22 protein-coding genes are annotated in these 24271 nt (G+C 72.5%); 4 read left to right on the top strand and 18 right to left on the bottom strand.

Annotation, left to right across the window (positions count from 1 at the left end):
- Window positions 1-10 precede the first annotated feature (10 nt).
- From BLU20_RS07180 to BLU20_RS07160, 5 genes are read right to left on the bottom strand one after another with little or no spacing between them, the layout of a single operon-like run.
- A complete protein-coding gene (locus tag BLU20_RS07180) occupies window positions 11-361 on the bottom strand; it encodes an HIT domain-containing protein (protein WP_083372966.1) in 351 nt (116 codons plus the stop codon).
- 22 nt (window positions 362-383) lie between these two features.
- Window positions 384-1148 carry a 16S rRNA (uracil(1498)-N(3))-methyltransferase gene (locus BLU20_RS07175; protein ID WP_083372098.1) on the bottom strand — a complete coding sequence of 255 codons (765 nt, stop codon included), beginning with the start codon at window positions 1146-1148 and terminating at the stop codon, window positions 384-386.
- A 4-nt stretch (window positions 1149-1152) separates the two neighbouring features.
- Window positions 1153-2268: a molecular chaperone DnaJ gene (gene dnaJ / locus BLU20_RS07170; RefSeq protein ID WP_083372097.1), complete on the bottom strand. Its 1116-nt coding sequence runs from the start codon at window positions 2266-2268 to the stop codon at window positions 1153-1155.
- 49 nt (window positions 2269-2317) lie between these two features.
- Window positions 2318-3340 (bottom strand): heat-inducible transcriptional repressor HrcA, encoded by a 1023-nt coding sequence (gene hrcA / locus BLU20_RS07165; protein WP_029253683.1) that lies wholly within the window; start codon window positions 3338-3340, stop codon window positions 2318-2320.
- A gap of 44 nt (window positions 3341-3384) precedes the next feature.
- On the bottom strand, window positions 3385-4860 hold the full coding sequence (locus BLU20_RS07160; RefSeq protein ID WP_197675382.1) for an MFS transporter: 1476 nt from the start codon (window positions 4858-4860) through the stop codon (window positions 3385-3387).
- Between the two features lie 80 nt (window positions 4861-4940).
- On the opposite strand from BLU20_RS07160, the gene BLU20_RS07155 reads away from it, so the two are divergent.
- Entirely contained in the window at window positions 4941-5822 is an 882-nt protein-coding gene (locus BLU20_RS07155; protein WP_083372964.1) for a DUF3097 domain-containing protein, read from the top strand.
- On the opposite strand, the gene BLU20_RS07150 is transcribed toward BLU20_RS07155, so the two are convergent.
- From BLU20_RS07150 to lepA, 6 genes are all read right to left on the bottom strand, one after another.
- The gene (locus BLU20_RS07150; protein ID WP_083372096.1) at window positions 5819-6445 is read right to left on the bottom strand and encodes a CE1759 family FMN reductase; all 627 of its coding nucleotides are present in this window, start codon (window positions 6443-6445) and stop codon (window positions 5819-5821) included. The two genes, BLU20_RS07155 and BLU20_RS07150, sit on opposite strands and share 4 nt — an antisense overlap.
- The gene (locus BLU20_RS07145) at window positions 6442-7533 is read right to left on the bottom strand and encodes an LLM class flavin-dependent oxidoreductase (protein ID WP_083372095.1); all 1092 of its coding nucleotides are present in this window, start codon (window positions 7531-7533) and stop codon (window positions 6442-6444) included. The genes BLU20_RS07150 and BLU20_RS07145 overlap by 4 nt, the downstream gene beginning before the upstream one ends.
- A 142-nt stretch (window positions 7534-7675) precedes the next feature.
- Window positions 7676-8200 carry a DUF4282 domain-containing protein gene (locus tag BLU20_RS07140; protein WP_157270376.1) on the bottom strand — a complete coding sequence of 175 codons (525 nt, stop codon included), beginning with the start codon at window positions 8198-8200 and terminating at the stop codon, window positions 7676-7678.
- 106 nt (window positions 8201-8306) lie between these two features.
- Complete coding sequence (locus tag BLU20_RS07135) at window positions 8307-9176, bottom strand: DUF2189 domain-containing protein (RefSeq protein ID WP_083372093.1); 870 nt, start codon at window positions 9174-9176, stop codon at window positions 8307-8309.
- Window positions 9177-9284: 108 nt separating this feature from the next.
- Window positions 9285-10568: a radical SAM family heme chaperone HemW gene (gene hemW / locus BLU20_RS07130; protein WP_083372092.1), complete on the bottom strand. Its 1284-nt coding sequence runs from the start codon at window positions 10566-10568 to the stop codon at window positions 9285-9287.
- Window positions 10565-12460 (bottom strand): translation elongation factor 4, encoded by a 1896-nt coding sequence (gene lepA, locus BLU20_RS07125; RefSeq protein WP_269457181.1) that lies wholly within the window; start codon window positions 12458-12460, stop codon window positions 10565-10567. The genes hemW and lepA overlap by 4 nt, the downstream gene beginning before the upstream one ends.
- Window positions 12461-12514: 54 nt before the next feature.
- On the opposite strand from lepA, the gene BLU20_RS07120 reads away from it, so the two are divergent.
- From BLU20_RS07120 to rpsT, 3 genes are all read left to right on the top strand, one after another.
- Window positions 12515-13270, top strand: a complete 756-nt coding sequence (locus BLU20_RS07120) for a maleylpyruvate isomerase family mycothiol-dependent enzyme (protein WP_083372962.1) — start codon at window positions 12515-12517, stop codon at window positions 13268-13270.
- A 77-nt stretch (window positions 13271-13347) separates the two neighbouring features.
- The gene (locus BLU20_RS07115) at window positions 13348-13869 is read left to right on the top strand and encodes a type II toxin-antitoxin system PemK/MazF family toxin (RefSeq protein WP_083372091.1); all 522 of its coding nucleotides are present in this window, start codon (window positions 13348-13350) and stop codon (window positions 13867-13869) included.
- Window positions 13870-14030: 161 nt separating this feature from the next.
- Window positions 14031-14291 carry a 30S ribosomal protein S20 gene (gene rpsT, locus BLU20_RS07110; protein ID WP_029253694.1) on the top strand — a complete coding sequence of 87 codons (261 nt, stop codon included), beginning with the start codon at window positions 14031-14033 and terminating at the stop codon, window positions 14289-14291.
- 96 nt (window positions 14292-14387) lie between these two features.
- Here rpsT and holA read toward each other — a convergent pair whose 3' ends face one another.
- The 7 genes from holA to BLU20_RS07075 form a co-directional block, all read right to left on the bottom strand.
- Window positions 14388-15380 (bottom strand): DNA polymerase III subunit delta, encoded by a 993-nt coding sequence (gene holA, locus BLU20_RS07105; RefSeq protein ID WP_083372090.1) that lies wholly within the window; start codon window positions 15378-15380, stop codon window positions 14388-14390.
- Window positions 15381-15417: 37 nt separating this feature from the next.
- Complete coding sequence (locus tag BLU20_RS07100) at window positions 15418-16914, bottom strand: ComEC/Rec2 family competence protein (protein ID WP_157270374.1); 1497 nt, start codon at window positions 16912-16914, stop codon at window positions 15418-15420.
- The gene (locus BLU20_RS07095; protein WP_231959137.1) at window positions 16911-17768 is read right to left on the bottom strand and encodes a helix-hairpin-helix domain-containing protein; all 858 of its coding nucleotides are present in this window, start codon (window positions 17766-17768) and stop codon (window positions 16911-16913) included. Before BLU20_RS07095 ends, BLU20_RS07100 begins: the two co-directional genes overlap by 4 nt.
- A 90-nt stretch (window positions 17769-17858) precedes the next feature.
- Window positions 17859-18728, bottom strand: coding sequence for a DegV family protein (locus BLU20_RS07090; protein ID WP_029253698.1), 870 nt, complete (start codon window positions 18726-18728; stop codon window positions 17859-17861).
- Between the two features lie 7 nt (window positions 18729-18735).
- Complete coding sequence (locus BLU20_RS07085; protein WP_157270372.1) at window positions 18736-22119, bottom strand: ATP-binding protein; 3384 nt, start codon at window positions 22117-22119, stop codon at window positions 18736-18738.
- A complete protein-coding gene (locus BLU20_RS07080) occupies window positions 22116-22784 on the bottom strand; it encodes a DUF4194 domain-containing protein (RefSeq protein ID WP_029253700.1) in 669 nt (222 codons plus the stop codon). Before BLU20_RS07080 ends, BLU20_RS07085 begins: the two co-directional genes overlap by 4 nt.
- Window positions 22781-24271, bottom strand: coding sequence for a DUF3375 domain-containing protein (locus BLU20_RS07075; RefSeq protein WP_157270370.1), 1491 nt, complete (start codon window positions 24269-24271; stop codon window positions 22781-22783). Before BLU20_RS07075 ends, BLU20_RS07080 begins: the two co-directional genes overlap by 4 nt.

Here is a 24271-nt window from a genome sequence, read left to right as displayed (position 1 = left end):
TCTACGGTGCTCAGGCGGGTGTCCAGCCGAGCTCGGCACCGCCGATGACGTGACCGTGCACGTGGAACACGCTCTGACCGGCCCGTGGACCGGAGTTGAAGACGAGCCGGAACTGCCCGTCGGCGTTCTCACCGGCGAGGTTGTCGGCCAGTTCGATCATGTCCGCGAGCAGCGCGGGGTCCGCCGCTGCGAGCTGGGCGATGTCGCCGAAGTGCTCCCGCGGGACCACCAGCAGGTGCATCGGCGCCTGCGGGGCGATGTCCTTGAACGCCACCGACCGCTCGGTCTGCCCGACGATCTCGGCGGGCAGGTCGCCGGCGACGATCTGGCAGAAGAGGCAGGGGTCCTGGTTCTCACTCATGCTCACACGCTAGCCTGCGCGGTCACGACTCGCGCCACCGACCCAGGCGTTCCGAGAGCACCGCGAGCGCCACCGGGCCGGCCGTGGAGGTCCGCAGCACGTGGGGTCCGAGCCTCGCGGTCCGTGCCCCCGCCTCCGTGAGCAGGTCGACCTCCGCCTGTCCGATCCCGCCCTCGGGCCCGACGACGACGAGCAGCTCGCCGCCTCCGGGCAGCGGGACGTCGGCCAGCGGCAGCGGCGACTCCTCGTGGAGGATCACGACGACTCCCCCGGCGGCCGTGACGTCCGCGGTCCGCACGGCCAGGGCGCGCGTGGAGAGCACCTGCTCCACCGGAGGGAGGAAGGCCCGTCGCGCCTGCTTCGTCGCCGCGGTCACGGTCGCCCCCCAGCGGCCGCGGGACTTCTCGGCGCGCTGACCGCGCCAGACGACCACGGAGCGCTCGGCCTGCCAGGGCACGACCGCGTCGACACCGACCTCCGTCGCCGCCTCGATCGCCATCTCGTCGCGATCGCCCTTGGCCAGAGCCTGCACCAGAACCAGTCGTACCGGGGGCTCGGGCTCGCGCGTGACGGCCTGCACCTGCAGCGCGAGGTCGGTGCCGCGCGCCTCGACGACCGTCGTCGCGAGTCGCACCCCCCGGCCGTCGACGACGTCCACACGCTCACCGGCACCACGCCGCTGCACGACGGCGGCGTGCCTGCCCTCGGGGCCGGTCAGGACGTACTCGTCCCCCGCGCGGACCGCGTCGAGCGATCCCGCGGGGGCGACGAAGACCGGTGCGCTCACGGAATCAGCCGGCGCGACCGGCGAACTTCTCGCGCAGGCGCGAGAAGACACCGGGGTGCGCGGCCACGAGCTTCGGCTCCGGACGTTCCTCGCCACGAGCGGTGGCGAGGCTGCGGAGCAGCTCCTCCTGCGCGTCGTCAAGGCCCGTCGGCACCTGGACCTGCACCTCGACCTTCAGGTCCCCGCGGCCGTTGCCGTGCAGGTGCCCGACTCCGAGTCCCTTGAGGGTGATGGTCTCGCCCGGCTGCGTCCCGGGGCCGAGGTCGACGGTCTTCTCGCCGTCGAGCGTGTCAAGGTTCAGCGAGGCACCCAGGGCTGCCGCGGTCATCGGCACGTTCAGCGTGCAGTGCAGGTCGTCGCCACGGCGCACGAACGTCTCGTGGTTGCGCTCGCGGATCTCGACGTAGAGGTCGCCGGCCGAGCCGCCGCCGGGACCGACCTCGCCCTGGGCGCCGAGCTTGATCCGCGTGCCCGTGTCGACACCGGCGGGAACGTTGATCGTGAGGGTCCGACGGCTGCGCACGCGGCCCTCTCCGGAGCACTCCACGCACGGGTCGGGGATCACGGTGCCGAATCCCTGGCAGGCGGCGCACGGCTGCGTCGTCATGACCTGGCCGACGAACGACCGGGCGACGCGCTGCACGGTGCCGCGCCCGTTGCAGACGTCGCAGGTGCGCGGCGAGGTGCCGGGCGCGCAGCACGAGCCCTGACAGGTCCCGCAGACCACGGCGGTGTCGATCGGCAGCTCACGCGTGGCACCGAACGTGGCCTCGGCGAGGTCGATGTCGAGGCGCACGAGCGCGTCCTGGCCGCGGCGTGCACGAGGGATCGGGCCCTGCGGCTGCCCGCCGCCGAAGAACGTCTCGAAGATGTCCTGGAAGCCGAAGCTGCCGCCGGCGCCCCCGCCGGGCGCGGACGGGTCCGAGCCCAGGTCGTACTGCCGACGCTTGTCGGCGTTCGACAGCACCTCGTAGGCGCGCGACACGTCCTTGAATCGATCCTCGGCACCGGGGCCGGCGACGTCCGGGTGCAGCTCACGAGCGAGCTTGCGGTACGCCTTCTTGATCTGCTCGGGGCTCGCGTCGCGGGCCACACCTAGCGTCTCGTAGTAGTCGGTCACAGGTCCTTCTCTGGTCGGAGCGTGCAGGTTCGCGTGGCGGTGGCCACGGTCAGGAAGCGAGAATTCGCGACAGGTAGCGGGCGACGGCGCGGACCGTCGCGATCGTGCCGGGGTAGTCCATGCGGGTGGGACCGATCGAGCCGACGAGGGCCACGGCGTCGCCGTCGCTCCCGTACCCGCTCGTGACGACGGAGGCGTCGGCGAGTCCCGCGAGGCGGGTCTCGTGGCCGATGCGCACGGCCACCCCCTCCTCGCCGTCGGCCGACATCTCCGTCAGGAGGTTGAGCAGGACGACCTGCTCCTCGAGCGCCTCGAGCACGGGCCGCAGTGCGTGCTCGAACCGCATCCCGGCCTGGGCGAGGTTAGCGGTCCCGGCGAGGACGAGGCGTTCCTCGGCCTCCTCGGCGAGCGTCTCGACGACGAGGCTCGAGACCTTGGCCGCGGTCTCGGCGACCTCGGGTCGCATCATCGCCACCGCACCGGCGAGGGCGCGGTCGACCTGGTCGGGGCGCTGGCCTGCCACGGCGACGTTGAGGCGTACGCGCAGCTCTCCCAGCTCGACCTCGTCGGGCACGGCGTGGAGCTCGAGGGTGCGCTGCTCGACGCGTCCGGTGTCCGTGATGAGGACCACGAGGAGCCGCGTCGGACCGAGCGGGACGAGCTCGAGGTGCCGCAGGCCGGAGCGACGCAGGGACGGGTACTGGACGACGGCGACCTGACCGGTCAGCTGGGCGAGCAGGCGGCCGGCCCGCGCGACGACGTCGTCCAGGTCGACCGCGTCGTCGAGGAACGTCTCGATCGCGCGCTTCTCGGGGCTGCTGAGCGCCTTGATCGTCGAGAGCCTGTCGACGAAGACCCGGTAGCCCTTGTCGGTGGGCACGCGGCCCGCGGAGGTGTGGGGCTGGGCGATGTAGCCGGCCTCCTCGAGGACGGCCATGTCGTTGCGGATCGTCGCCGACGAGACCCCGAGACCCCGTCGCTCGGAGATCATCCGCGAGCCCACGGGCTCGCGTGTGGTCACGTAGTCCTCGACGATGGCGCGCAGCACCTCGAGTCGACGTTCTTCGCTCACAGCCCTCACCTCCCGTTCGCACTCCGGGCATGCGAGTGCCAATCCTACGCGGGCGTCGCGCCAGAGTTGGTGTCTGGTTGTTCGCCCGCAGCGTGACGCGCCCGCAGGTCGACGACGGAGACCACGAGCGCGACGGCGACGAGCGTGATCGTCACCAGCAGCGCACGGCCCGTCGCGGCCGCTCCCCCGAGCCCGGCGGCCGACCCCGCGTAGTACAGCGAGAGGACCGCGGCGATCCCGAGGGAGGAGCCGATCCTCTGCCCGAGCTGGATCATGCTGCCGGCCACGCCCGCGCGTTCGACGGGGACGTCGGCGAGCGCGAGGGTCTGGTTCGGCGAGATCACCAGGCCGCTGCCCGCGCCGGCGATCGCCAGGGTGAGAGCCATCACGGGGCCGGCGACGTCGGGATCGTCGCCGATCACGCGGATCGCGAGGTCGGTCGAGACCATGCCGACGAGGACGACGACGAGTCCGGCGACGACGACGGTCCGCCCCCACCGGTGCACGAGCCTGCCCGACAGCCAGGCGCTGACACCGGAGCAGACGGCGAACGGCATCGCGACGAGGCCCGCCGCCAGGGGGTCGTACCCGAGGTCGTTCTGGAGGTAGAGCGTGGTGAGGAGGAACACGCCCGTGAAGCCGGAGAAGTACGCCGCACCGAGGATCGCCCCGTTGCGGAAGGACGGCGTCCGCAGCAGCCCGGGGTCGAGCACGGCGTCGCCCGTCCGTCGCTGGTATCGCCTCTCCCAGGCGACGAGGGCCACGAGCGCCACCGCGGCGACGACCAGTCCCCACCAGCGCGCAGGGTCGTCGTCGACCCCCGAGGTCGTGACGAACGGGTACATGACGAAGACGGTCGCCGCCCCGATGAGGCCGAGCCCGACGGCATCGAGGTGGCGTGGTCCGGCCTTGCGGACCGACGTCGGGACGTACTTCCAGGCGAACGGCAGGAGCACCAGGATGATGGGGACGTTGATCCCGAAGACCCAGCGCCAGCCGTTCTCCTCCCCGGCGACGGCGAGGATGACGCCGCCGAGCAGCGGCCCGACCGCGGTCGAGACCCCGATGGTCGCCCCGAACAGGCCGAAGGCGCGGCCTCGCTCGAAGCCTCGGAACTGCTGCTGGATGAGGCCGACCACCTGGGGGTTGAGCATCCCGGCGAAGACGCCCTGGGCGAGGCGGGCGACGGCGAGCGCGTCGTCGGTGGGCGCGAGCCCCGCGGCGAGACTGGTCAGGAGGAACCCGATGAGGCCACCGATGAACAGGTGTCGTCGCCACCCCGCGTCGCCCAGCCGGCCGGCCGGGACCAGGACCAGGCCGAAGGCCAGCGTGTAGCCCGCGACGACGAGCTGCAGCTGGGTCGGCCCCGCGTCGAGCGACCGCTCGATCGAGGGCAGGGCGACGTTCACGACGGACACGTCGAGCAGGGTGATGAAGCCGACCGCCAGACAGACGGCGAGGGTGCGCCAGCGCCCGGGGTCGGGTTCGTACGTCTCGGGCCGAGGTGCTGGGGTGCTCACACCCCCATCATCCACCCGTGCCGCGCCCGTCTGCGCGTCGCTTCGCAGGGTCGCCCGCCGCGCGGCCTAGGGTGACCGCCGTGAACTACGACCGCTACGGCTCTGACGTCCTGTCCTCCGGCCCGTCCGCGTCCGGCTCCTCGCACCACCGGACCCGACCCACGTCGACCCCGCAGGTCGCCGAGCCCGGTCTCGTCGTCGAGGACGTCGAGACCGGGTGGGTCGGCGCCGTCCTGCGCGTCGAGAAGTCCGGCGGCATGCACGTGGTGATCCTCGAGGACCGCCGAGGCCGGACCCGCACGTTCCCCCTCGGCCCGGGATTCTGGGTCGAGGGCAGGCCGGTCGTCCTGACCGCCCCCACCGTCTCGCGGGCACCGGTGGCACCCGGCCGGACCGCGTCCGGCTCGCGCGCGGTCGCCGGGTCGAGGGCCCGCGTGGCCCGGGGCAGCCGGATCTGGGTCGAGGGAAAGCACGACGCCGAGCTGATCGAGAAGGTCTGGGGCGACGACCTTCGGGTCGAGGGCGTCGTCGTCGAGATGCTGGACGGCGTCGACAACCTGGCCGACGCCCTCGCCGACTTCCGGCCGGACCGCGAGCGCCGCGTCGGCGTCCTGGTCGACCACCTGGTGGCGAACAGCAAGGAGCAGCGCATCACGGACGAGGTGCTGCGCGGCGTGCCGCGCGGGACGGTCCGCGTGCTGGGGCACCCCTACGTCGACGTCTGGCAGGCGGTGCGCCCGGAGCGTGTGGGCCTGGAACGGTGGCCCGTGATCGAGCGCGGGACCGAGTGGAAGTACGGGATCCTGCGTGAGCTCGGCTGGCCCGCGGGGTCGCAGGCCGACGTCGCGAGGGCCTGGCAGAAGATTCTCGGCACCGTGCGCTCGTACGCCGACCTCGAGCCGTCGCTGCTCGGCCGTGTCGAGGAGCTGATCGACTTCGTGACGGTCGACCCGGCGGACTAGGAGCCGAGCAGGGTCTCGAACGACGGGACGTCGCCGAAGGGGTCCTGCACCGTGCGCCGGGCCGGACGCGCGGCGACCCGGTCGGCGAGCTCCGACCCGGCCCGTCGGATCCGTGCGGCCAGGCCGTCGTCGCCGACCTGGCCGCCTCCCGTGCCCGCCCAGTCGTCCGTGGCCGCGAAGACGGAGGTCGTGACGACGTCGGCCCGCAGGTAGGTGAGCACGGGGCGGACGGAGTGCTCGAGGGCCAGCGAATGCCGCGACGTGCCGCCGGTCGCCCCGAGGGCGACGGGCATCGACTGCAGAGAGTCTCGGTCGACGACGTCGAGGAACGACTTGAAGAGGCCGGAGTAGGAGCTCGCGAAGATCGGCGTCGACAGGACCAGGCCGTCCGCGCCGGCCACGCGGTCGAGGACGTCGGCGAGCTCCCCCGCGGCGAAGCCGGTCAGCATGGCGTCCGTGATCGAGTGCGCGAGGTCCCGGAGCTCGACGACCTCGAGGTTCGCGGTCTCGCCTGCGATCTCGAGGCTGTCGACGGCCGCGGCGCCCAGCCGCTCGGCGAGCAACCGGGTGGACGACGGCGTGGACAGTCCTGCCGAGACGGCGACGATCGAGCGGGTGCTCATGCGGTGACCTCCTGGCGGTGTGCGGCCACGCGCTCGGCATGGCTCGGCGGGTTCGCGGGAACGTCGGAGGGGCGTGCGGCCTCGGCCTCCCGGCGCAGCACCGGGACGACCTCGGAGCCGAGGATGTCGATCTGCTCGAGGACGGTCTTGAGCGGAAGCCCCGCGTGGTCCATGAGGAAGAGCTGGCGCTGGTAGTGGCCGACCTGGTCGCGCATCGCGCCGTACCGGTCGATCACCTGCTGCGGGCTGCCGACGGTCAGCGGCGTCTGGGTGCTGAAGTCCTCGAGCGACGGTCCGTGCCCGTAGACGGGCGCGTTGTCGAAGTACGGCCTGAACTCGCGGACCGCGTCCTGGCTGTTGGCACGCATGAAGACCTGGCCCCCGAGGCCGACGATCGCCTGGTCGGCACGGCCGTGGCCGTAGTGCTCGAAGCGGCGTCGGTAGAGCTGGACCATCTGCCGGGTGTGGCTCATGGGCCAGAAGATGTTGTTGTGGAAGAACCCGTCGCCGTAGTAGGCCGCCTGCTCCGCGATCTCGGGGGTACGGATCGACCCGTGCCAGACGAACGGCGGGACGCCGTCGAGCGGACGCGGTGTCGACGTGAAGCCCTGGAGCGGGGTGCGGAACTTCCCCTCCCAGTCGACGACGTCCTCGGTCCACAGCCGACGCAGCAGCGCGTAGTTCTCGACCGCGAGGTTGAGTCCCTCACGGATGTCCTGGCCGAACCACGGATAGACGGGCCCGGTGTTGCCGCGGCCCATCATCAGGTCCGTCCGGCCGTCGGCGATCACCTGGAGCATCGCGTAGTCCTCGGCGATCTTCACCGGGTCGTTGGTGGTGATCAGGGTGGTCGACGTGGAGAGGATGATCCGCTCGGTCACGCCCGCGAGGTATCCGAGCATCGTCGTCGGTGACGACGGGACGAACGGAGGGTTGTGGTGCTCGCCGGTGGCGAAGACGTCGAGGCCCGCGTCCTCGGCGTGCCGGGCGATCGTGAGCATCGCGCGCACCCGCTCGGTGTCGTCGGGCGCCCGCCCCGTGTGCGGGTCGGGGGTCACGTCGCCCACGCTGAAGATCCCGAACTGCATGGTTCTCGCCTCTCGTCCTGATTCGTGGTCCTGGCCGGTTAACCCCTGTGCGGCGCAACTTGTTCCCTGCCCACCGACGACGACGCCGCCCCACCTCGTCAGGAGATGGGGCGGCGTCGTGGGTCGTGTCGTGGGTGTTCGGCTATCTCACCCCGTCACGGTGCGCGTACTTCTGGATCGTCTCGGCCGTCGAGACGACGGCCGTGTAGAACTCCAGCAGGATGCGGAACATCACGAGGTAGAGCAGGACGAAGATCCACCCGAAGAGGAGGACGAACAGCCCGGCACCGATACTGTCCGTGAAACCGACGATGATGGCCACGAGCCACCCCAGCGCCAGGACGACCATGCCGATGACGTAGACGATCCGCACGATCTTCGGCGTGATGTAGTGCGTGAAGGACAGGTCGAAGAGCGAGCCGAACAGGCCCTTCGCGTCACCGGAGAGGTCGCTCGCGAGCCCCGAGGCCGAGAAGCCCTGCTGGCCGGACGGCTGGCCCGGCGGCGGGCCGTACCCCGGAGGCGGTCCCTGCGGGGGCGGGTTCTGCGGCGGAGGGCCCTGAGGCGGAGGGTTCTGCGGCGTCTGCCCGCCCGGCTGTGGCGGTGGTGTCGGTGGGACACCGTCCGGCCTCTGCTGCGCGTTCGGGTCCTCGGGATTCTCGGTCATGATCTTCTCCCTCGTCTGGTGCCGCCAGGCTAGTGCGACGAACGCCACAGCGCGCCCGGAAGGCGGGGCGCTGCGGCGTTCGTGGACCGGCGAGGAAGGTCCGGAGTCAGGCCGTCGCCTTCTCGGTCAGGCGGCGGTAGACGAACGCCTGGGCGATGTACGCGACGGGGAGCGTGAACAGTAGCCCGACGAAGCACAGGATGACGCCCAGGAACGAGAGCCCGATGTTCGCCACGATCAGCACGATGACGACCCCGGCGCTGCCCGCGACCAGCTTGGCGCTGGACCCGATCGCCGCGAACGCGTTCTTGCCCGCGTCGATGACGAACATCAGCGAGAAGACCAGGAAGAAGTACGCCGCGACGCTGAGCAGGCCGCCGATTCCGGGGATCAGGCTCAGGACCGACGAGATGAACCCGACGACGAACCCGAGGAGCACGATGTTGCCCGCGTTGCGGATCGCGAAGAAGTCGGCGAGCCGCACGCGAGGCTTGTCGACCGCGGCGAGCGCGCCGTGCGTCGCGAGCGAACTGATCACGAAGCTCACGGCCGCGGCAAGGAAGCCGAGCAGGACGTCGAGGAACCCCGGCTGCGGAACTGCCGCGAGGGCGTCCGGGTCGGAGAAGTTCTCGATGACGTACTGGTACGTCGGCGAGAGCGCCGTGAAGATCAGCCCGAGGACGATGTTCATGAGCAGGATGAGCAGGAGCGCACCGATCCACGTCCCCATGCTCGACTTGAAGCGGTCCCAGCCGAAGTGAAGGGCCTGCCCGACGGAGACCGGCTCGTCGTAGCGGGACGGCTGACCGTACGGCTCCTGGGGCGGGGGCGCGGCCGGGAACCCACCACCGGGGATCGGCTGCGGCGGGACGCTGCTGTCGCCCGGCATCCCAGGGCCCGGCATCCCGGGGTTGGTGCTCGAGCTGTACGGGTCGTTCTCGTCGCGCGGCGGACCACCGGGCGTGTTCTCGGACATCGTTCTCCTTCAGTGCATCTGCGGGACGTGCGATCGACGTCCACTCTGTCGGAGATTCACCGAAACTGCCAGGATCCGCGCGGGCTTTCCGGTCAGTCCGTCGACAGGTCAGTCGGTCAGGTCGCGCACGACCGCGTCGGCGAGCAACCGCCCCTGCAGCGTGAGGACCGCCCGGCCCGCGAGCGCCGCGCGGCCGTCGAGCGACCCGTTCGCCACGTGTCCGGCGACGGCACGCCGTCCGTCCGCGGAGAGCTCCGCGAGGTCCAGGCCGTCCCGGAGCCGGATCCCGAGCATCACCCGCTCGAGCTGCGCGTCGGCGACGTCGAGGCGCTCGCGCCCCGCCGCCGGGCTCTCGCCGGCCTCCAGGAGCGCCGCGTAGCGCCGCGGGTGCTTGACGTTCCACCACCGCAGACCGGCGCTCGGCTCCGAGGTCTCGGTCTCCGTGCCGTGCTCGCCAGACAGGGTCGACGAGGGCCCGAGGTACGAGTGGGCCCCCGGCCCGATCCCCCACCAGTCGTCCCCACGCCAGTACGCCAGATTGTGACGACAGGCCTCCTCCGGGGTCCGCGACCAGTTCGAGACCTCGTACCAGGACAGGCCGGCGCTCGTGAGCACCCGGTCCGTCACCTCGTACTTCTCGGCCTGGTCGTCCCCGCTCGGCAGCTCGAGCTCGCCACGACGCACCTGAGCGCCCATCTTGGTGCCCGGCTCGACGACGAGCGCGTAGGCGGAGACGTGGTCGACGCCCGTCTCCAGCACGGTGTCGAGGCTGCGACGCCAGTCCTCGAGGCTCTCGCCCGGGGTGCCGTAGATGAGGTCGAGCGAGACGGCGAGCCCGGCGTCGCGCGCCCACCGCACGACGTCGGGCACCCGGTCCGGGTCGTGGGTCCGTTCCAGCGTGGCGAGGACGTGCGGGACGGCGGACTGCATGCCGAAGGAGACGCGGGTGAAGCCGCCCGCCGCGAGGGCGGCGAGCGACTCGGGCGTGACGGAGTCGGGGTTCGCCTCCGTGGTGACCTCGGCGTCGTCGGCGAGCCCCCAGGTGTCCCGGACACCGTCGAGCATCCGGACCAGGTCCGAGGCGGGCAGCATGGTCGGGGTCCCTCCCCCGACGAACACCGTCGACGCCTCGCGCTCCGGCAGGCCGGCAGCACGCATCGTCCGTCCGGCGAGCTCGATCTCGGCGAGCGCCGTGCGTGCGTACTCGATCTGGCTCGCACCACCACCGAGCTCGGTGGCGGTGTACGTGTTGAAGTCGCAGTACCCGCACCGGACCGTGCAGAACGGCACGTGCAGGTACACGCCGAAGCGCGACCCGCGCGGCCCGGCCACCCACCCGGGCAACGAACCGTCGCGGGGCGCGTCCTCGCCGTCGGGAAGCGCCGGACTCACTTCTTCGGCTTGTCCTTGGTCTCCTTGCCGCCGCCGGCGTCGGAGGAGAGCGCCGCGATGAACGCGTTGGGCGGGACCTCGACGCGACCGATGGTCTTCATGCGCTTCTTCCCCTCCTTCTGCTTCTCGAGCAGCTTGCGCTTGCGGGAGATGTCACCGCCGTAGCACTTGGCGAGGACGTCCTTGCGGATGGCGCGGACCGTCTCACGGGCGATCACCCGCGAGCCCACGGCCGCCTGGATCGGCACCTCGAACTGCTGACGCGGGATGAGCTCCTTGAGCTTGCCCACCATCATCAGCCCGTAGGCGTACGCGGCGTCCTTGTGCACGATCGCGCTGAACGCGTCCACCTGCTCACCCTGCAGGAGGATGTCGACCTTGACGAGGTCCGCCGCCTGATCGCCGGTGCGCTCGTAGTCGAACGAGGCGTACCCGCGCGTGCGGGACTTCAGGTGGTCGAAGAAGTCGAAGACGATCTCCGCCATCGGCAGCGTGTACCGCATCTCGACACGGTCCTCGGAGAGGTAGTCCATCCCGAGCAGGGTGCCGCGACGCGACTGGCACAGCTCCATGATGGTGCCGATGAACTCGCTCGGGGCCAGCACCGTCGAGCGCACGATCGGCTCGCGCACCTCGCGGATCTTGCCGCCGGGGAACTCGCTCGGGTTGGTCACCTCGACCTCGGTGCGGTCCTCCATCGTCACGTTGTAGACGACGTTCGGGGCCGTCGAGATCAGCGCGAGGTCGAACTCACGCTCGAGGCGCTCGCGGACGATCTCGAGGTGCAGCAGGCCGAGGAACCCCACACGGAAGCCGAAACCGAGCGCGACCGACGTCTCGGGCTCGTAGTTCAGCGCGGCGTCGTTCAGCTTCAGCTTGTCGAGGGCGTCGCGCAGCACCGGGTAGTCGGAGCCGTCGATCGGGTACAGGCCCGAGAACACCATCGGCTTCGGGTCCTGGTAGCCGCCGAGCGAGTCGTCCGCCGGCTTCTGCGCGTTGGTGACCGTGTCGCCGACCTTCGACTGGCGGACGTCCTTGACGCCGGTGATGAGGTACCCGACCTCACCGACCCCGAGACCCTTGGTGGGCTGCGGCTCCGGCGAGCTGACGCCGATCTCGAGCAGCTCGTGCGTCGCCCGCGTCGACATCATGATGATCTTCTCGCGCGGGTTCAGCTGGCCGTCGACGACGCGGACGTAGGTCACGACGCCGCGGTAGGTGTCGTAGACCGAGTCGAAGATCATGGCGCGGGCGGGAGCCTCGGCGTCGCCGACCGGGGCCGGGACACGCTCGACGATCCGGTCGAGCAGGGCCTCCACGCCCTCGCCGGTCTTGCCCGAGACCTTCAGCACGTCCTCGGGGTCTCCGCCGACGAGACCGGCGATCTCCTCCGCGTACTTCTCCGGCTGCGCCGCGGGGAGGTCGATCTTGTTCAGGACCGGGATGATCTCCAGGTCGTTCTCCATCGCGAGGTACAGGTTCGCGAGGGTCTGCGCCTCGATGCCCTGCGCGGCGTCCACGAGGAGCACGGCACCCTCGCACGCGGCGAGGGAGCGAGACACCTCGTACGTGAAGTCGACGTGCCCGGGGGTGTCGATCATGTTCAGCGCGTGCGGGATCTGCACGCCGTCCGCGTCCGGGATCGCCCACGGCATCCGCACGGCCTGCGACTTGATGGTGATACCGCGCTCACGCTCGATGTCCATGCGGTCGAGGTACTGCGCCCGCATCGCACGCTGCTCGACGACGCCGGTGAGCTGGAGCATGCGGTCGGCGAGGGTCGACTTGCCGTGGTCGATGTGCGCGATGATGCAGAAGTTGCGCAGCAGCTCGGACGGCGTCGACGACGGTCGAATGCGGTCGGCCTGGGTGGCGGAAGGGATCGGTGACAACGCGAGTGCGCTCCGGTCTGGTCGACGGCGGGCAGGGAGAGGCACGATTCTCCCATGACCCGTGCTCTTCCGACGCATCCGGACCCAGGCGACTCCCCCGCGGGGCGCTCCGCACCCGTCGACCGCCTGGCCCTTCTCGCGCGGGCACAAGCGGCGTTCGCCGACGTCGCGTCGACCGCCGACCCGGAGGCGCCCGTCCCCGGGTGCGGCGAGTGGCGGGTCGCGGACGTGGTCCTGCACCTGGCGCGGGTTCACTGGTGGGCGGCCGGGATGGCCGTCGGCGTGGTGCTCCGCACGGAGAACCCCGACCGACCGCGCGACGCCGAGTCCCTCGACCGCATCTACCGCTGGGCCGCCCGACACCTGCACGCGACGCTCGCCGAGACCGGCCCCGACTCCCCGGCTCTCACTCTCGATGGGCGAGGCGTCGCCGCGTACTGGTGGCGCCGCCAGCTGCACGAGACGCTGATCCACCTCGACGACGTCGCGACAGCGGCCGGGACTCCGGCCCCGACGTTCGCCACCGAGGTCTGGGCCGACACGGTCGACGAGGTGGTGTCGGTGCTGGGCCCGGCACGCCAGGCCCGCGGCGCCGCGGCGCTGATCACCTCACCCGTCGAGATCGTCGCGACGGACACCGGCGACCGGTGGGTCGTCGGTGACGGCGACGCCGGCGCGACGGTCCGCGGTACCTCGCGAGACGTCGCACTGCTCCTGTGGAACCGGATCGACCTCTCGTCACCGGGGCTCGAGGTGTCGGGAGATCCGTCGGCCGTGGACGCGCTCCTCGAGGCAGGTCTGACCTCGTAGCGCGGCGCGGCGCGGGGCCGGGCCGGGCGACGGGACGGGACGGGCCACGAGAACCCACGACCGGCTACTGTGCACGCGTGTCCTCCTCTCGCTGGCTCAGCCTCGTCTCCGACGTCCTGCGCGCCCTCACGGGCGGCAGAAGCAAGACGTCGCGCCCACGCCCGACACCTCGCTCTCGCACGACGTCTCGCGGCTCCTACCCGGGCGACTACACCGGAACCGTGCGCGCCGAGTACTCCCCCGCCCTGGACGGCAACGCCGACCCCGGCGAGGTCGTCTGGACCTGGGTCCCGTACGAGGACGACGCGACGCAGGGCAAGGACAGGCCGGTCCTCGTCGTCGGCCGGGACGGGTCGTGGTTGCTCGTGCTGATGCTGACGAGCAAGGACCACGACCTCGACGCCGCCCAGGAGGCCCGCTGGGGCCGCTACTGGCAGGACATCGGCACCGGACCGTGGGACAGCCGCGGGCGTCCGTCCGAGGTGCGCCTCGACCGGGTGATCCGCATCGACCCGTCGACCGTCCGTCGCGAGGGTGCGATCATGCCCGAGAGGACGTTCAACGAGGTGATCAAGGGCATCCGTCGCCACGGACACTGAGCCGCCGCCAGCCTGATAGCATGGGCAGTTGCGTGTCCGCCCAGGTCGGCGGGCACCGCCACAGTTCCTCTCCACGGGTTCCCCACCCCGAGTCCCGGCGCTGTGGCCGCCCTCTACGACCTATCCGCTCGCTCACGCGAACACACCAGGAAGTTCTGAACGTGGCAAACATCAAGTCCCAGATGAAGCGCATCAAGACCAACGAGAAGGCGCGCCTGCGCAACAACTCGGTGAAGGCGGAGCTGCGCACGCACGTGCGTCAGGTTCGTGCGGCGGTCGCCGCCGGCGACAAGGACGCGGCCACCACGGCGCTCACCGCCGCCTCGAAGAAGCTCGACAAGGCAGCCACCAAGGGTGTTATCCACCAGAACCAGGCTGCCAACCGCAAGTCGGCGCTCGCGAAGGCCGTGAACGCGCTCTGAGTCCCCGGACTCGTCGGCCGTGCGACATGCACGGCCCCTGCACGACACCGCAAGGCGTCACCCGGTCGGGTGGCGCCTTGCGCGCGTCCCGGGCCTCTACCGCGCCCTGGCGTTCCGCGCGATCACCAGCACCGCCCGCTCGACCGCGTAGACGGGATCGCGCCCACCACCCTTGACCTCCGCGTCCGCACGCGCCACCGCGCCGATCGCCTCGGCGAGCCCGTCAGGAGTCCACCCCCGCAGCTCCTTGCGGGCCCGGTCCACCTGCCACGGCGCAAGCCCAAGCTCACGGGCGGTCACGCCGCCGCGCATCGCGGACACCTTCGCCAACGCCCGCAGCTTCATCGCCAGCGCCGCGACGAGCGGCACCGGGTCCGCGCCCGTCGCCAGGGCGTGCCGCAGCATCGTCACCGCGTCACCCGCTGCTCCGGCGACCGCCGCGTCGGCGACCCGAAAGCCCGTCGCCTCGATCCGCCCGCCGTGATACCGGTCGACGAGCTCGGCGGTGATCGTCCCGGTGCTGTCGGTCACGAGCTGCGTGCACGCGGCAGCGAGCTCGCGCAGGTCGTTCCCGAGGGCGTCGACGAGGGCCCGGACCGCGGCCGGCTCGGCCTTGCGCCGCGCGGCCCTGAACTCCTGCTCGACGAACGACACCCGTTCGGGGTCCTTCTTCAGCGGATCGCACGTCACGACCGGAGCCCCCGAGGCGGTGATCGCGTCGAGCATCTTCTTGCCGCGCTGACCTCCCCCGTGCACCACGACGACCGTCGCCTCCGCATCCGGCGCCGCCGCATAGGCGACGAGGTCCGTGACGAGTGCGTCGGTACAGGCCTCGGCACCGCGCACGACGACGACCGACGGGTCGTCGAAGAGCGTCGGGCTGGTCGCGACGGCGAGCATCCCCGCCTCGTAGGTCGCGCCCTCGACGTCGATGCGGTCCGTCTCCGGGTTCTGCTCCCGCGCGAGCTCGAGCACGCGCGCCACCGCACGATCCGCGAGCAGCCCTTCGGTCCCCCGGATCAGGATCAACGGTGCGGGGGCGACGGTGCGCCAGTCGACGGACGAGCGGCGGGCGGTGGCGGCGGGCATGGCACTAGCGTGCCACGAGCCACCGACCGGCCGACGCTCACGGGTCGGCACGCTCGTCGAGCGGAGGTATCGCGCGGCGCAGGCCCTCGACGCCCACCGCCGTCAGGACGGCAAGTCCCGCCGCGCCGAGGAGACCCTCTGGCCACGTGAGGCTCGCTCCCGGCAACGCGGCGAAGACCTGCGCGACAAGGGCGATCCACCCCGTCGCCAGGCCCGCGCACCAGGCGATCAGGGTCGCCGCCGCGGGCCACCACGGAGCCACGGCCGTGGCCGCGAGTCCCAGGATCGTGGCGGGGGCGAGAGCGACGCACGCGAGGAGGTTCGCGGGGACCGCGTACACCGAGACGGACGGCTCGAGCAGGATCAGCACCGGCCCGCAGACGAGCTGCGCCGCCACGGGCACGGCGACCGCGAACGCGAGAACCCGGGGCCCCGGGATCCGGCGGGCGATCGGTCCGGCGAGCGTCACCAGCCCCGCGGTCGCCACGGTCGACAGCACGAACCCGAAGGACCGGGCGAGCCACGGATCGAGCACCAGAAGAACGACGACCGCCGCGGACAGTCCGGGCACCGCGGCAGCCGGCCGCCGCAGGACGAGAGCCAGGAGACCGACCGCACCGGTGGCCGCGGCCCTGAGGACGCTGGGGTCGGGGCGCACCAGGAGCACGAACGCGGTGAGCGCGGCGCCGGCGACGAGCACCCGGGCGCGGCGCCGCAGCCGGAGCCCGCCGCAGCACCACGCGACGGCGGCGACCACGACCGCGACGTGTCCGCCGGAGACCGCGGTGATGTGTGTCAGGGAGGTGACGAGCATGGCGTCGGTGACCTCCTCCGGCACCCTCGTGGTGTCCCCGATGGCAGCCCCGGGGACGAGCCCACGAGCCTGCGGGGACAGGCCGTCGGTCGCCGACAGGAGGTCCGCCCGCACGTCGGCGACGACGCGGAGGAGCGCGGGGGCCGGCGCGGTCACGACGAGGCCGTCGGCGGACAGCTCAGGACCCCGGAGCCCCTCGCCCAGCACACCGCTCGTGGTGATCGTGTCGCCGACGACCACGTCCTCAGGGCCGAGACCGCCGACGACGTCGAGCGGGGTCCGGACGGCGCACCGAACGGATCGGTGCTCGACGACCACGACGTCCAGACCGCGACGCCAGCGCGTGGCGCCGAACCCGGTGGTCGGCACCGGGTCACCGACCACGACCGCGTCGACGCTCACCCACCCTCCGGCCGCGGCGATCGCCCGCACGTCGCACCCGCCGCGTGCTGCGAGGTCGACGGCCGCGACCGCCAGGACCGACGCGGCGGTGAGGCACGAGCAGGCCAGCAGGGCACAGGCCCGTCCGACGCGCCGAGGCACTGGCCCCGGCGGGCCGGTGCGATGGAACACGCAGGTGACTGCGACCGCGCCGATCGCCAGCCCACCCAGGGCCCACGCCACCCGGCCGACAGGATCGGGCGTCGGCTCACCGACCGCCCACCAGGCGGCACACCACGCGCCGAGCGCCACGGGGACCAGCCGTGCATCCGGTCTCACGTCGTGGCCAGGTCCCGGAGTCCTTCGAGCACGGCGTCCCCGATCCCGCTCACCTCGACCAGCTCGTCCACGCTGGCGAACGGCCCGTGGTCCTCCCGGTGCCCGACGATCCGTGCAGCGAGCACCGGACCGACACCCGGAAGCCCTTCCAGTGCGCCCGCGTCCGCGGTGTTGACGTTCACCAGGGCCGGCCGGCCGGCCTCGGCCGACGAACCCGGATCCGCGCCCGACGCCACCGGGACCTCCTCCCCCGGTGCAGGAACGTAGATCTGCTCGCCGTCCGCGATCTCCCGCGCGAGGTTGAGCGCCGCCAGGTCGGCCGTCGACGTCGGCCCACCCGCGGCCGCGATCGCGTCGGCCACCCGCATCCCTGCGGCGAGGTCGACGAGACCGGGCTCCGCCACCTCGCCCACGACGTGCACGACGAGTCCGGGCCGCGGGGACGACGTCGGAACCGGCTGGTCGTCCCCCGGAGCCGCAGGAGCGGACTCGGACACACGACCGGCAGGCGGGGACCCGTCCTCGCCTGCCGCGACCGCGTCCTGCTCGTCCACGCCCGCGTCCTGCGAGGCGCGGGGCAGCGACCGCACCTCTCCGAGCGGAACCTGCTCGGCCCGACCGGGGTCCAGCAGGAGCACCCCGACGGCCAGGATCAGCACGGCGAGCCCGGCCGAGACCGCCGTCCGCAGGTCCATGCCGAGCCGAGGGCGGACGCGCCGCGGACGGCGAGGGACGTCGTCGAACCCCGTCTGCGCTCCCGGGTCGCCGTAGGCCGCGCGGTAGGCGCGCGCGGCGCCGTCGAGCGGGCTCGTCCGCGCGGTGCCGATGCTGTCGAGTCGATCGCCGGGTCTCACGCTCGCACGCTAGGCGGCTCTCCGCCTGAAGCCCTCGAGACCCGGTTCACCCGTGGACGGGCATCGCGATCAGCACGGCTGTGGACGACGCTAAGAGCCCGGAACGGCTCCGACGTCGGCCACCATCACGCCCAGCACGCCCTCGCCGACGTGCGCCCCGACGACGGCGCTTACCGACGCGACCTCGACGTGCACGCCGAGCCGTCGAGCCAGGTCACCCGCGACGTCGTGGGCCCGGTCCGGATCACCCAGATGGTGCACGGCCACCAGCGGGTACGAGCACCGCTCGGTCTGCTCGACCGCGGTCGAGACCAACCGGTCGACGGCCGCCGCCCGCGTGCGCACCTTCTGCGCGACCACGATCCGCCCGTCACGGACGGCCAGCAAGGGCCGCACCCCCAGCACGGTCCCGAGCGCCGCGGCGGGGCCGCTGAGCCGACCACCACGGCGCAGATGGTCGAGCGACTCGACGAGGAAGGTGGCCGAGCTCGTGCTCGCGACGGCGAGCGCCCTCCGCTCGACAGCACGAGCGCTCGCCCCGCCGCGTGCCGCACGGGCGGCCTGTGCCGCGGCGAAGCCCAGCGCCATCGCCGTCGTCCGGGAGTCGACGACGCGCACGGGCACGGGCGACCGTGTGGCGGCCAGGGCTGCGGCGTGCACCGTCCCGGAGAGGTCGCCCGAGAGGTGGACGGACACGATCGCCCGCGCTCCTGCCCGCGCCACGCGCTCGTAGACCTCGAGGAACTCCTGCGGCGAGGGCTGCGACGTCGTGACGGACGTACCGGCCCGGAGCTGTTCCGCCACCTCGTGGTCGGTGACGTCGACCTTCTCCCGGAACGGCGCGCCGTCGACGATCACGTGGAGCGGGACGACGTCGGTACCGTGGTCGAACCCGTCGGGGAACGACGCGGTCGAGTCGGTGACGACGGCGACGCGCGCGGCGGGGTCGACGGAGGTCACGCGACCATCATCGCAGGGCCGTCGCCGGGGCCGGCTCCGGCGCCCCGACGAGCGTCACCAGGCGAGACCTCCCCCGGTCGTCCTTGACGGCCTGCAGGACGACGTCGACGTGCGGCTCTAGCGCGCCGACCTTGTCGAGAGGCGCCCCGATGACGAGCTGGAAGCCGAGCCCCCGCCAGGCTCCGACGGCACGCCCGGCGAACCGCGCGTCCGCCTTGATGAACGCCTCGTCGAGAAAGACCGGGGCGTACCGCGGCCGTGCCGCGCCGGCGTCGCCGAGCTGGTAGCGCAGCGCGGCTCCCACGATGAACGCGACGAGCTCCTGCGACTCCCCTCCCGACTTGCCCGCGATGTGGTCGTAGACGCTGACGTGGGTGCCGTCGAGGTCCACGCACTCGGCACTGATGCGCACGTGGTCCCGGACGTCGACGAGTCGCCGCCGCTCCGGGCTGTCCGGACGGATCCGGTCGATCAGTCGCGCCATTCGGTCGAACCGCCGGGTCCGCTGCGCCGCCGTCTGCTCGCCGGGGTCGGCGGCAAGGTCGCGCAGCGCACGGCGGAACGAGGAGATGTCCGCGGCCTCGGTGACCGTCGCGGTGATCCGCAGCCGGTGCTCGTCGTCGCGGAACGGCAACGTCGAGAGGATCGCGTTGACCGGCTCCATCCGCTCGCGGATCTCCGCCACCGACCGGGTCATGACCGAGTTCAGGAGCGTGAGGTCGTTGCCGCTGAGCCTGCCGATGGTCCGCGACCACCGCTCCTGCAGCTGGTAGAGCTGCTGGTGCTCGATCTCCTCGTAGACCCGGAGGAAGTCCGCGTAGGACGCCTCGGGGTCCGTGCCCAGGTTCGGGTTCGGCCACGTGTCGCAGAACCGTTCGAAGAGCGCCCCGAGCGCGGCGCGCGCGGACCGACCGGACTCCACGGCCGCCTCGCGGTCCCGCTCGAGCTCGCGCACGACGGCGTGGGTGGCCGCAGAGAACGCCGCCACGCTCGTGGCGGGTTCCGCCAGCACGGCGTCGAGCGCCGCGTCGAGCCGCGCCGTCTGCTCGGCGGTCCCGACCGACGGGCCGTCGTCGGCCTGCGCGACGGCGTCCGTCACCTCGTCGACGAGGTCGGTGATGGCCGCCCACTGCTCGGCGAGCGCCTGAACCTGGTTCTCGGCGTCGGCCCGCTCGCGGTAGAGGGCGGTGAGCCGGGTGCGGATCCGCTCCTCGTCGTCCTGCAGGGCCTGCAGCACGTCGGAGCCCGCGAGCAGCGCGTCGCGCCGGGAGGTGCGCTCGGCGAGGGCCGCCTCGGCCCCGGCCACGTCGACGTCCTCCCACGCGACGGCGAGGCACTGGGTGTAGGCGACGACACGGTCGGTCTCCGCCGCGTCTCCGTGACGAGCCTCCTCGGCCGCTGCCTCGGCCTCGCGCAGATCGGTGCGCGCCGCCGTGATCTCCTCGGTCAGCGTGTCCAGCCGCGCGGCGTTGCTGAAGCCGAGCACCGACGCACGCCGACCGCCGCCGTGCGCGCCGCGCCGTCCGTCGGAGACCTGCCCCGTCCTGGTCAGGGCGCGCGGGTGTCGGGACAGCTCGCCCGGGTCGTCGACGCAGACGTGGTCGAACCGCTGGTCGAGGCGCTCGGCCAGCCATCCTCCGAACGGTCCCGCCTTGACCTCGACACGGCCCGGCAGCGTCGCCGGGTCGGCGTCGTCCGCCAGCGGCAGACCCGTCTCGGCCCCCTCGAACCGCACCCGGCGTCGCAGGTCCACGGAGTCGATCGCGCTCCGGAAACGGTCGAGCCGGGCGTGGTCCACGAGCACCACCGTCGCGAACCCGCCGAGGGCGGTGCCGATCGCGTCCCGCCACGGCTCGTACGCGGGGCGGACCTCCAGCAGCTCCGCGACGAACGGCAGCTCCGCGGGCGCCAGGCCGGCTGCCTCGGCCAGCGCGCAGCGCGCTGCGTCGTCCTCGGCGCCGACGTTGCCGCGCCGTCGGGAGAACGACTCCTTCTCCGCCTCCAGCGCGGCGAGGCGACGGCCGACGTCGCTCGCGTGCTGACGCGCGGCGAACGTGGCGGACTCACGGGACGCGGCCCGCTCCGACCTGTTCTCGACGAACGCCCGGCCCTCACGCTGGAGCCGCGCCAGCTCCGGCTCGGAGCCCACCGTCCTCCCCAGGACGTCGAGCGGCGAGTCGAGAGAGGCACGAGCGGTCCGGACGGCCTCGAGCCGTTCGGCGGCGCGGCGTACCTCGCGCTCCGCACCCTCGACGGCGTCGCCGCCCTGACGGGTCCGTGCCGCGCGGGCCTCGTCGAGCTCGCCCTCGGCGGTCGTGATTCGGGCGGCCGCAGCCGCACGCCGCTCCTGCGCCGTGCGGTGGGCAGCCCGGTTCGTCGCCTCCTCGGCCCGCACGAGCGCGAGGCGTCGTGCGTCCCGCCAGGCGGTGAACGGCGTCGGACCGCCGCCGGTCGACGCGCCGGCCGCACCGAGCCCGTCGAGGAGCGCCACGGACGCGGCGGCCTCGTCGATCTGGTCCCGCAGACCGATCATCGGGCGCAGCACTTCGACCTGGCGGGTGGCCGTGAGCATCTCCTCCCGGACCGCCGCGAGCTCGTCGAAGTGCTCGACCGCCCGCTGCGCCACAGCCAGGGTCTCGGGCTCCTCGAGCACCATCGCCTTGTACAGCGCGTCGACCGTCGTAATGGCCTGGCCGGCCTGGATGCGCCCGAGCAGCTGCATCGCCTTGTGCCCGTCGCCGGCGGCACCGATCCCCAGGGCGGCGTGCAGGCGGGTGGCGAACGCGACGTCCGTGTCGAAGAGCGAGAGTCCCGCGTCCGCCAGCCCGGGGCGGGCGAACCGGCCGGGCGCGAGATCCTCGAGCCGTCGGAGGTCGAAGACCTCGTCGGCCGTCGCTCGCACCACGACGCACTCCTCGTTGCGCTGGGCGTCGCGCGGCACGTACCAGGCCCGCAGCGCCGTGAGGGCGCTGCCCGACTGGTCCGTCCACGTCATCGAGATCGCCGACCAGGTGTCCACGCCGTCTCCGCGCAGCACGCGGTCCCGGGACGACGTCGACCCGTCCTCGCGGGACTCGTCCACCTTGCCGCGGGCGTAGGACAGGACCGAGCGCTGCTCGCGCCCGCGTGCACGCCCGCTGGTCGTGCCGTTCGACGCCCCGTTGAACGGCGTCGTGTGGCTCATCATCAGGGCGATGTACGCGTCCAGCAGGGTGGACTTGCCCGACCCCGAGGCTCCCGAGAGCAGCGTCGCCCCACCGGAGAACCGCACCTCGTGGTGGCCGTGGTAGCCGCCCCAGTTGACCAGCTGCATGCTGTGCGCGGTCCACTGCCGCCCGTCCGAGGCGGCGGGGATCAGCCCGAAGAGCGAGTCGTTCATCCGGGCGCTCATGCGAGGGACTCCTCGGTGTCGGCGGACTCCCCGTCGGCGGCCGTCAGCCACCGGGTGAGCTCGGTCAGTCGCTCGACCGGGAGCAGGATCTCCACGACCGGAAGGATCCGGAACCGGCCCGGCGCGACCTCGTCGAGGACGTGCTCCCGGACGAGCGTCGCGACCGCGTTGTCGATCTCGCGCCGTCGGGCCGCGAGGTTGGTCTCGTCGTGCGCCAGGAAACCGAGCGCGTAGTCGACCATCTCCTCCGCGTCCACGTAGGCCGCCCGCTCCCCGGCTCCGTGCTCCTGCCGGAACTGGGTCCGGACGAACAGCATCAGCAGCGTCTCGACCCGCTTGTACGGCTCGTCCCGCAGAAGCACGGCGTGGCTCAGACCGTCGTCGCGAACCTGTCGCTTGTACGCGAGCTCGAAGTCGCGGTCGACGACGAGGTCGATGAACATGTCGTGGCACCGCGACTCCAGCACCTGCTGGTGGGCGAGCAACGACCGCCACTCCGCGGGGTGGTCGGCCGCAGAGACGTACCGGCGCTGCAGCACCAGCGCGAGCGCCCGGCGGGCCTCGTGCGGCAGCGTCCCGGTGTCCCCGGCGAAGATCGCCGGCTCGTCGTCCTCCATCGGACGGCTGACGACGAAGGAGTCGTCCTCGTTCACGGTGTCGGTCACTGCTCGTCCCCCGTCGTCGGCTCGGTGACCGCGACCCGCGGCACCACGAACTCTCTCTCGCTGCCGTCCGCCCGGACGGCGACGACGCGCTCCAGATGGCTGGCCGGAACGTCTCCCGACCCGGCGTCGTCGTACGCTCCACGCTCCAGGTACCCCAGGATCTCGACCGGCCGCCGGAGTGCGACCGGCCCCGCGGAGAAGGCCGCGGCGACGGTCGTCGGCCGACCGAGCGCCCTCAGGTGCGCGTCGACGTCCGCGTGCCGCGGTCCGCCCATCGCCCGGACGCCGTCGAGCTCGGCATCCGTGTCGACGACGCCGTCGTCCGTCCAGTCGTCGAGGCCGTCGGGCGGGGTCTCCGGCCGCAGGTCGTGCAGCGACGTCCGCAGCTTGCCGAACCGCGCACGCTCGAACCAGCGCAGCGGCTCGACCCGGGCCGCACGCCCCGACGTCGGGAACCAGTCGGCCATCGCCGAGGTCGCCTCGCGCAGCGCGCGGTCGAGCTCTCGGTCCCGCAGCGGGTTGTGGTGCCGGATCTGCGCCGTCACCGTCCGCGACGACCGGACCTGTGCGGCGAGCACCACGTCGATGGCGGAGACGAGGCGGGTCCGCAGCCCGCGGAGCGCCGCACGACGCTCCGGCGGGAGATCCGCCGTGAAGTCGTGGGCCAGGAGGACGGCCACGCGCTCGTCGAGGGCCGCCAGCAGGGCAGGGTCACCCAGCAGCTCCATCGCACCGGCGAAGGCACGACCCTCCGGCGTGCGTTCCAGGAGGGTCTCGGAGGCGTCCAGGTACTCCTCGACGACCGTCCCGGTGGCCCGCTCGTCCTGTCGCAGGCCGGAGACGATCTCGCGCTGCAGCTCGACGACGGCCTCGGCGACACGGGCGAAGTCCGCCGGCAGCTCGCGCACCAGCAGCAGCAGATGGTCGAGCTGCTCGACGAGCCGGTCGTCCTCGACGGCGACGACGTCTCCCCCCGCCTCGAGCCGGCCGAGCTCCTGCTCGGCGCGGTCGATCTCGCCGCGCAGCTCGCGCATCCGCGCGTCGCGGTCCGGCTCGGCGTCCCGGGCGAGCTCCTCGAGCGCGACGACGAGAGTCCGGATCCGCGACTCGCTCACCAGGGCGCGGGTGCCGCGCGCACGGTCGACGAAGGCCAGCGCCTCCGCCGCATAGCTGCTGAGCTGGTAGTGCTCGGCGCCGCCGTCGTCGAGCGAACGCACGAGCCATCGCTCGCGCACCCACCGGGTGCACAGCACGCGGGCCGGGCCCGTCAGGGCCACCTCGTGCCCGGTGTCGTGCAGCTCGACCAGCAGGTCGTCGACCTCGAGGTACATCTGCTCGGCGGCGACCGACGGCCGCTCCGGGGTGAACACGGTCGCCAGCACGGCGACGACGGACGGGGCCTGCTGCTTGTGCAGCAGGCCCAGCGTCGGCATCCGGAACGCCCGCTCGGTCCCGGCGAGAGCCCCGAGAAACCTCGCCCCGCTCAA

Origin of the sequence: Paraoerskovia marina (genome assembly GCF_900105445.1) — a bacterium.
GTDB lineage: Bacteria > Actinomycetota > Actinomycetes > Actinomycetales > Cellulomonadaceae > Paraoerskovia > Paraoerskovia marina.
The sequence above is the reverse complement of the archived record's forward strand: the minus strand, read 5'-3'. Positions and strand labels throughout refer to the sequence as shown.

What these genes read in the sequence shown, in the direction of transcription:
- BLU20_RS07135 (WP_083372093.1), bottom strand. Translation starts at nt 9,176, where the DNA reads ATGTCCGAGAACACGCCCGGTGGTCCGCCGCGCGACGAGAACGACCCG.
- BLU20_RS07140 (WP_157270376.1), bottom strand. Translation starts at nt 8,200, where the DNA reads ATGACCGAGAATCCCGAGGACCCGAACGCGCAGCAGAGGCCGGACGGT.
- BLU20_RS07145 (WP_083372095.1), bottom strand. Translation starts at nt 7,533, where the DNA reads ATGCAGTTCGGGATCTTCAGCGTGGGCGACGTGACCCCCGACCCGCAC.
- holA (WP_083372090.1), bottom strand. Translation starts at nt 15,380, where the DNA reads ATGCCCGCCGCCACCGCCCGCCGCTCGTCCGTCGACTGGCGCACCGTC.
- BLU20_RS07180 (WP_083372966.1), bottom strand. Translation starts at nt 361, where the DNA reads ATGAGTGAGAACCAGGACCCCTGCCTCTTCTGCCAGATCGTCGCCGGC.
- BLU20_RS07120 (WP_083372962.1), top strand. Translation starts at nt 12,515, where the DNA reads ATGACCCGTGCTCTTCCGACGCATCCGGACCCAGGCGACTCCCCCGCG.
- BLU20_RS07085 (WP_157270372.1), bottom strand. Translation starts at nt 22,119, where the DNA reads ATGAGCGCCCGGATGAACGACTCGCTCTTCGGGCTGATCCCCGCCGCC.
- BLU20_RS07150 (WP_083372096.1), bottom strand. Translation starts at nt 6,445, where the DNA reads ATGAGCACCCGCTCGATCGTCGCCGTCTCGGCAGGACTGTCCACGCCG.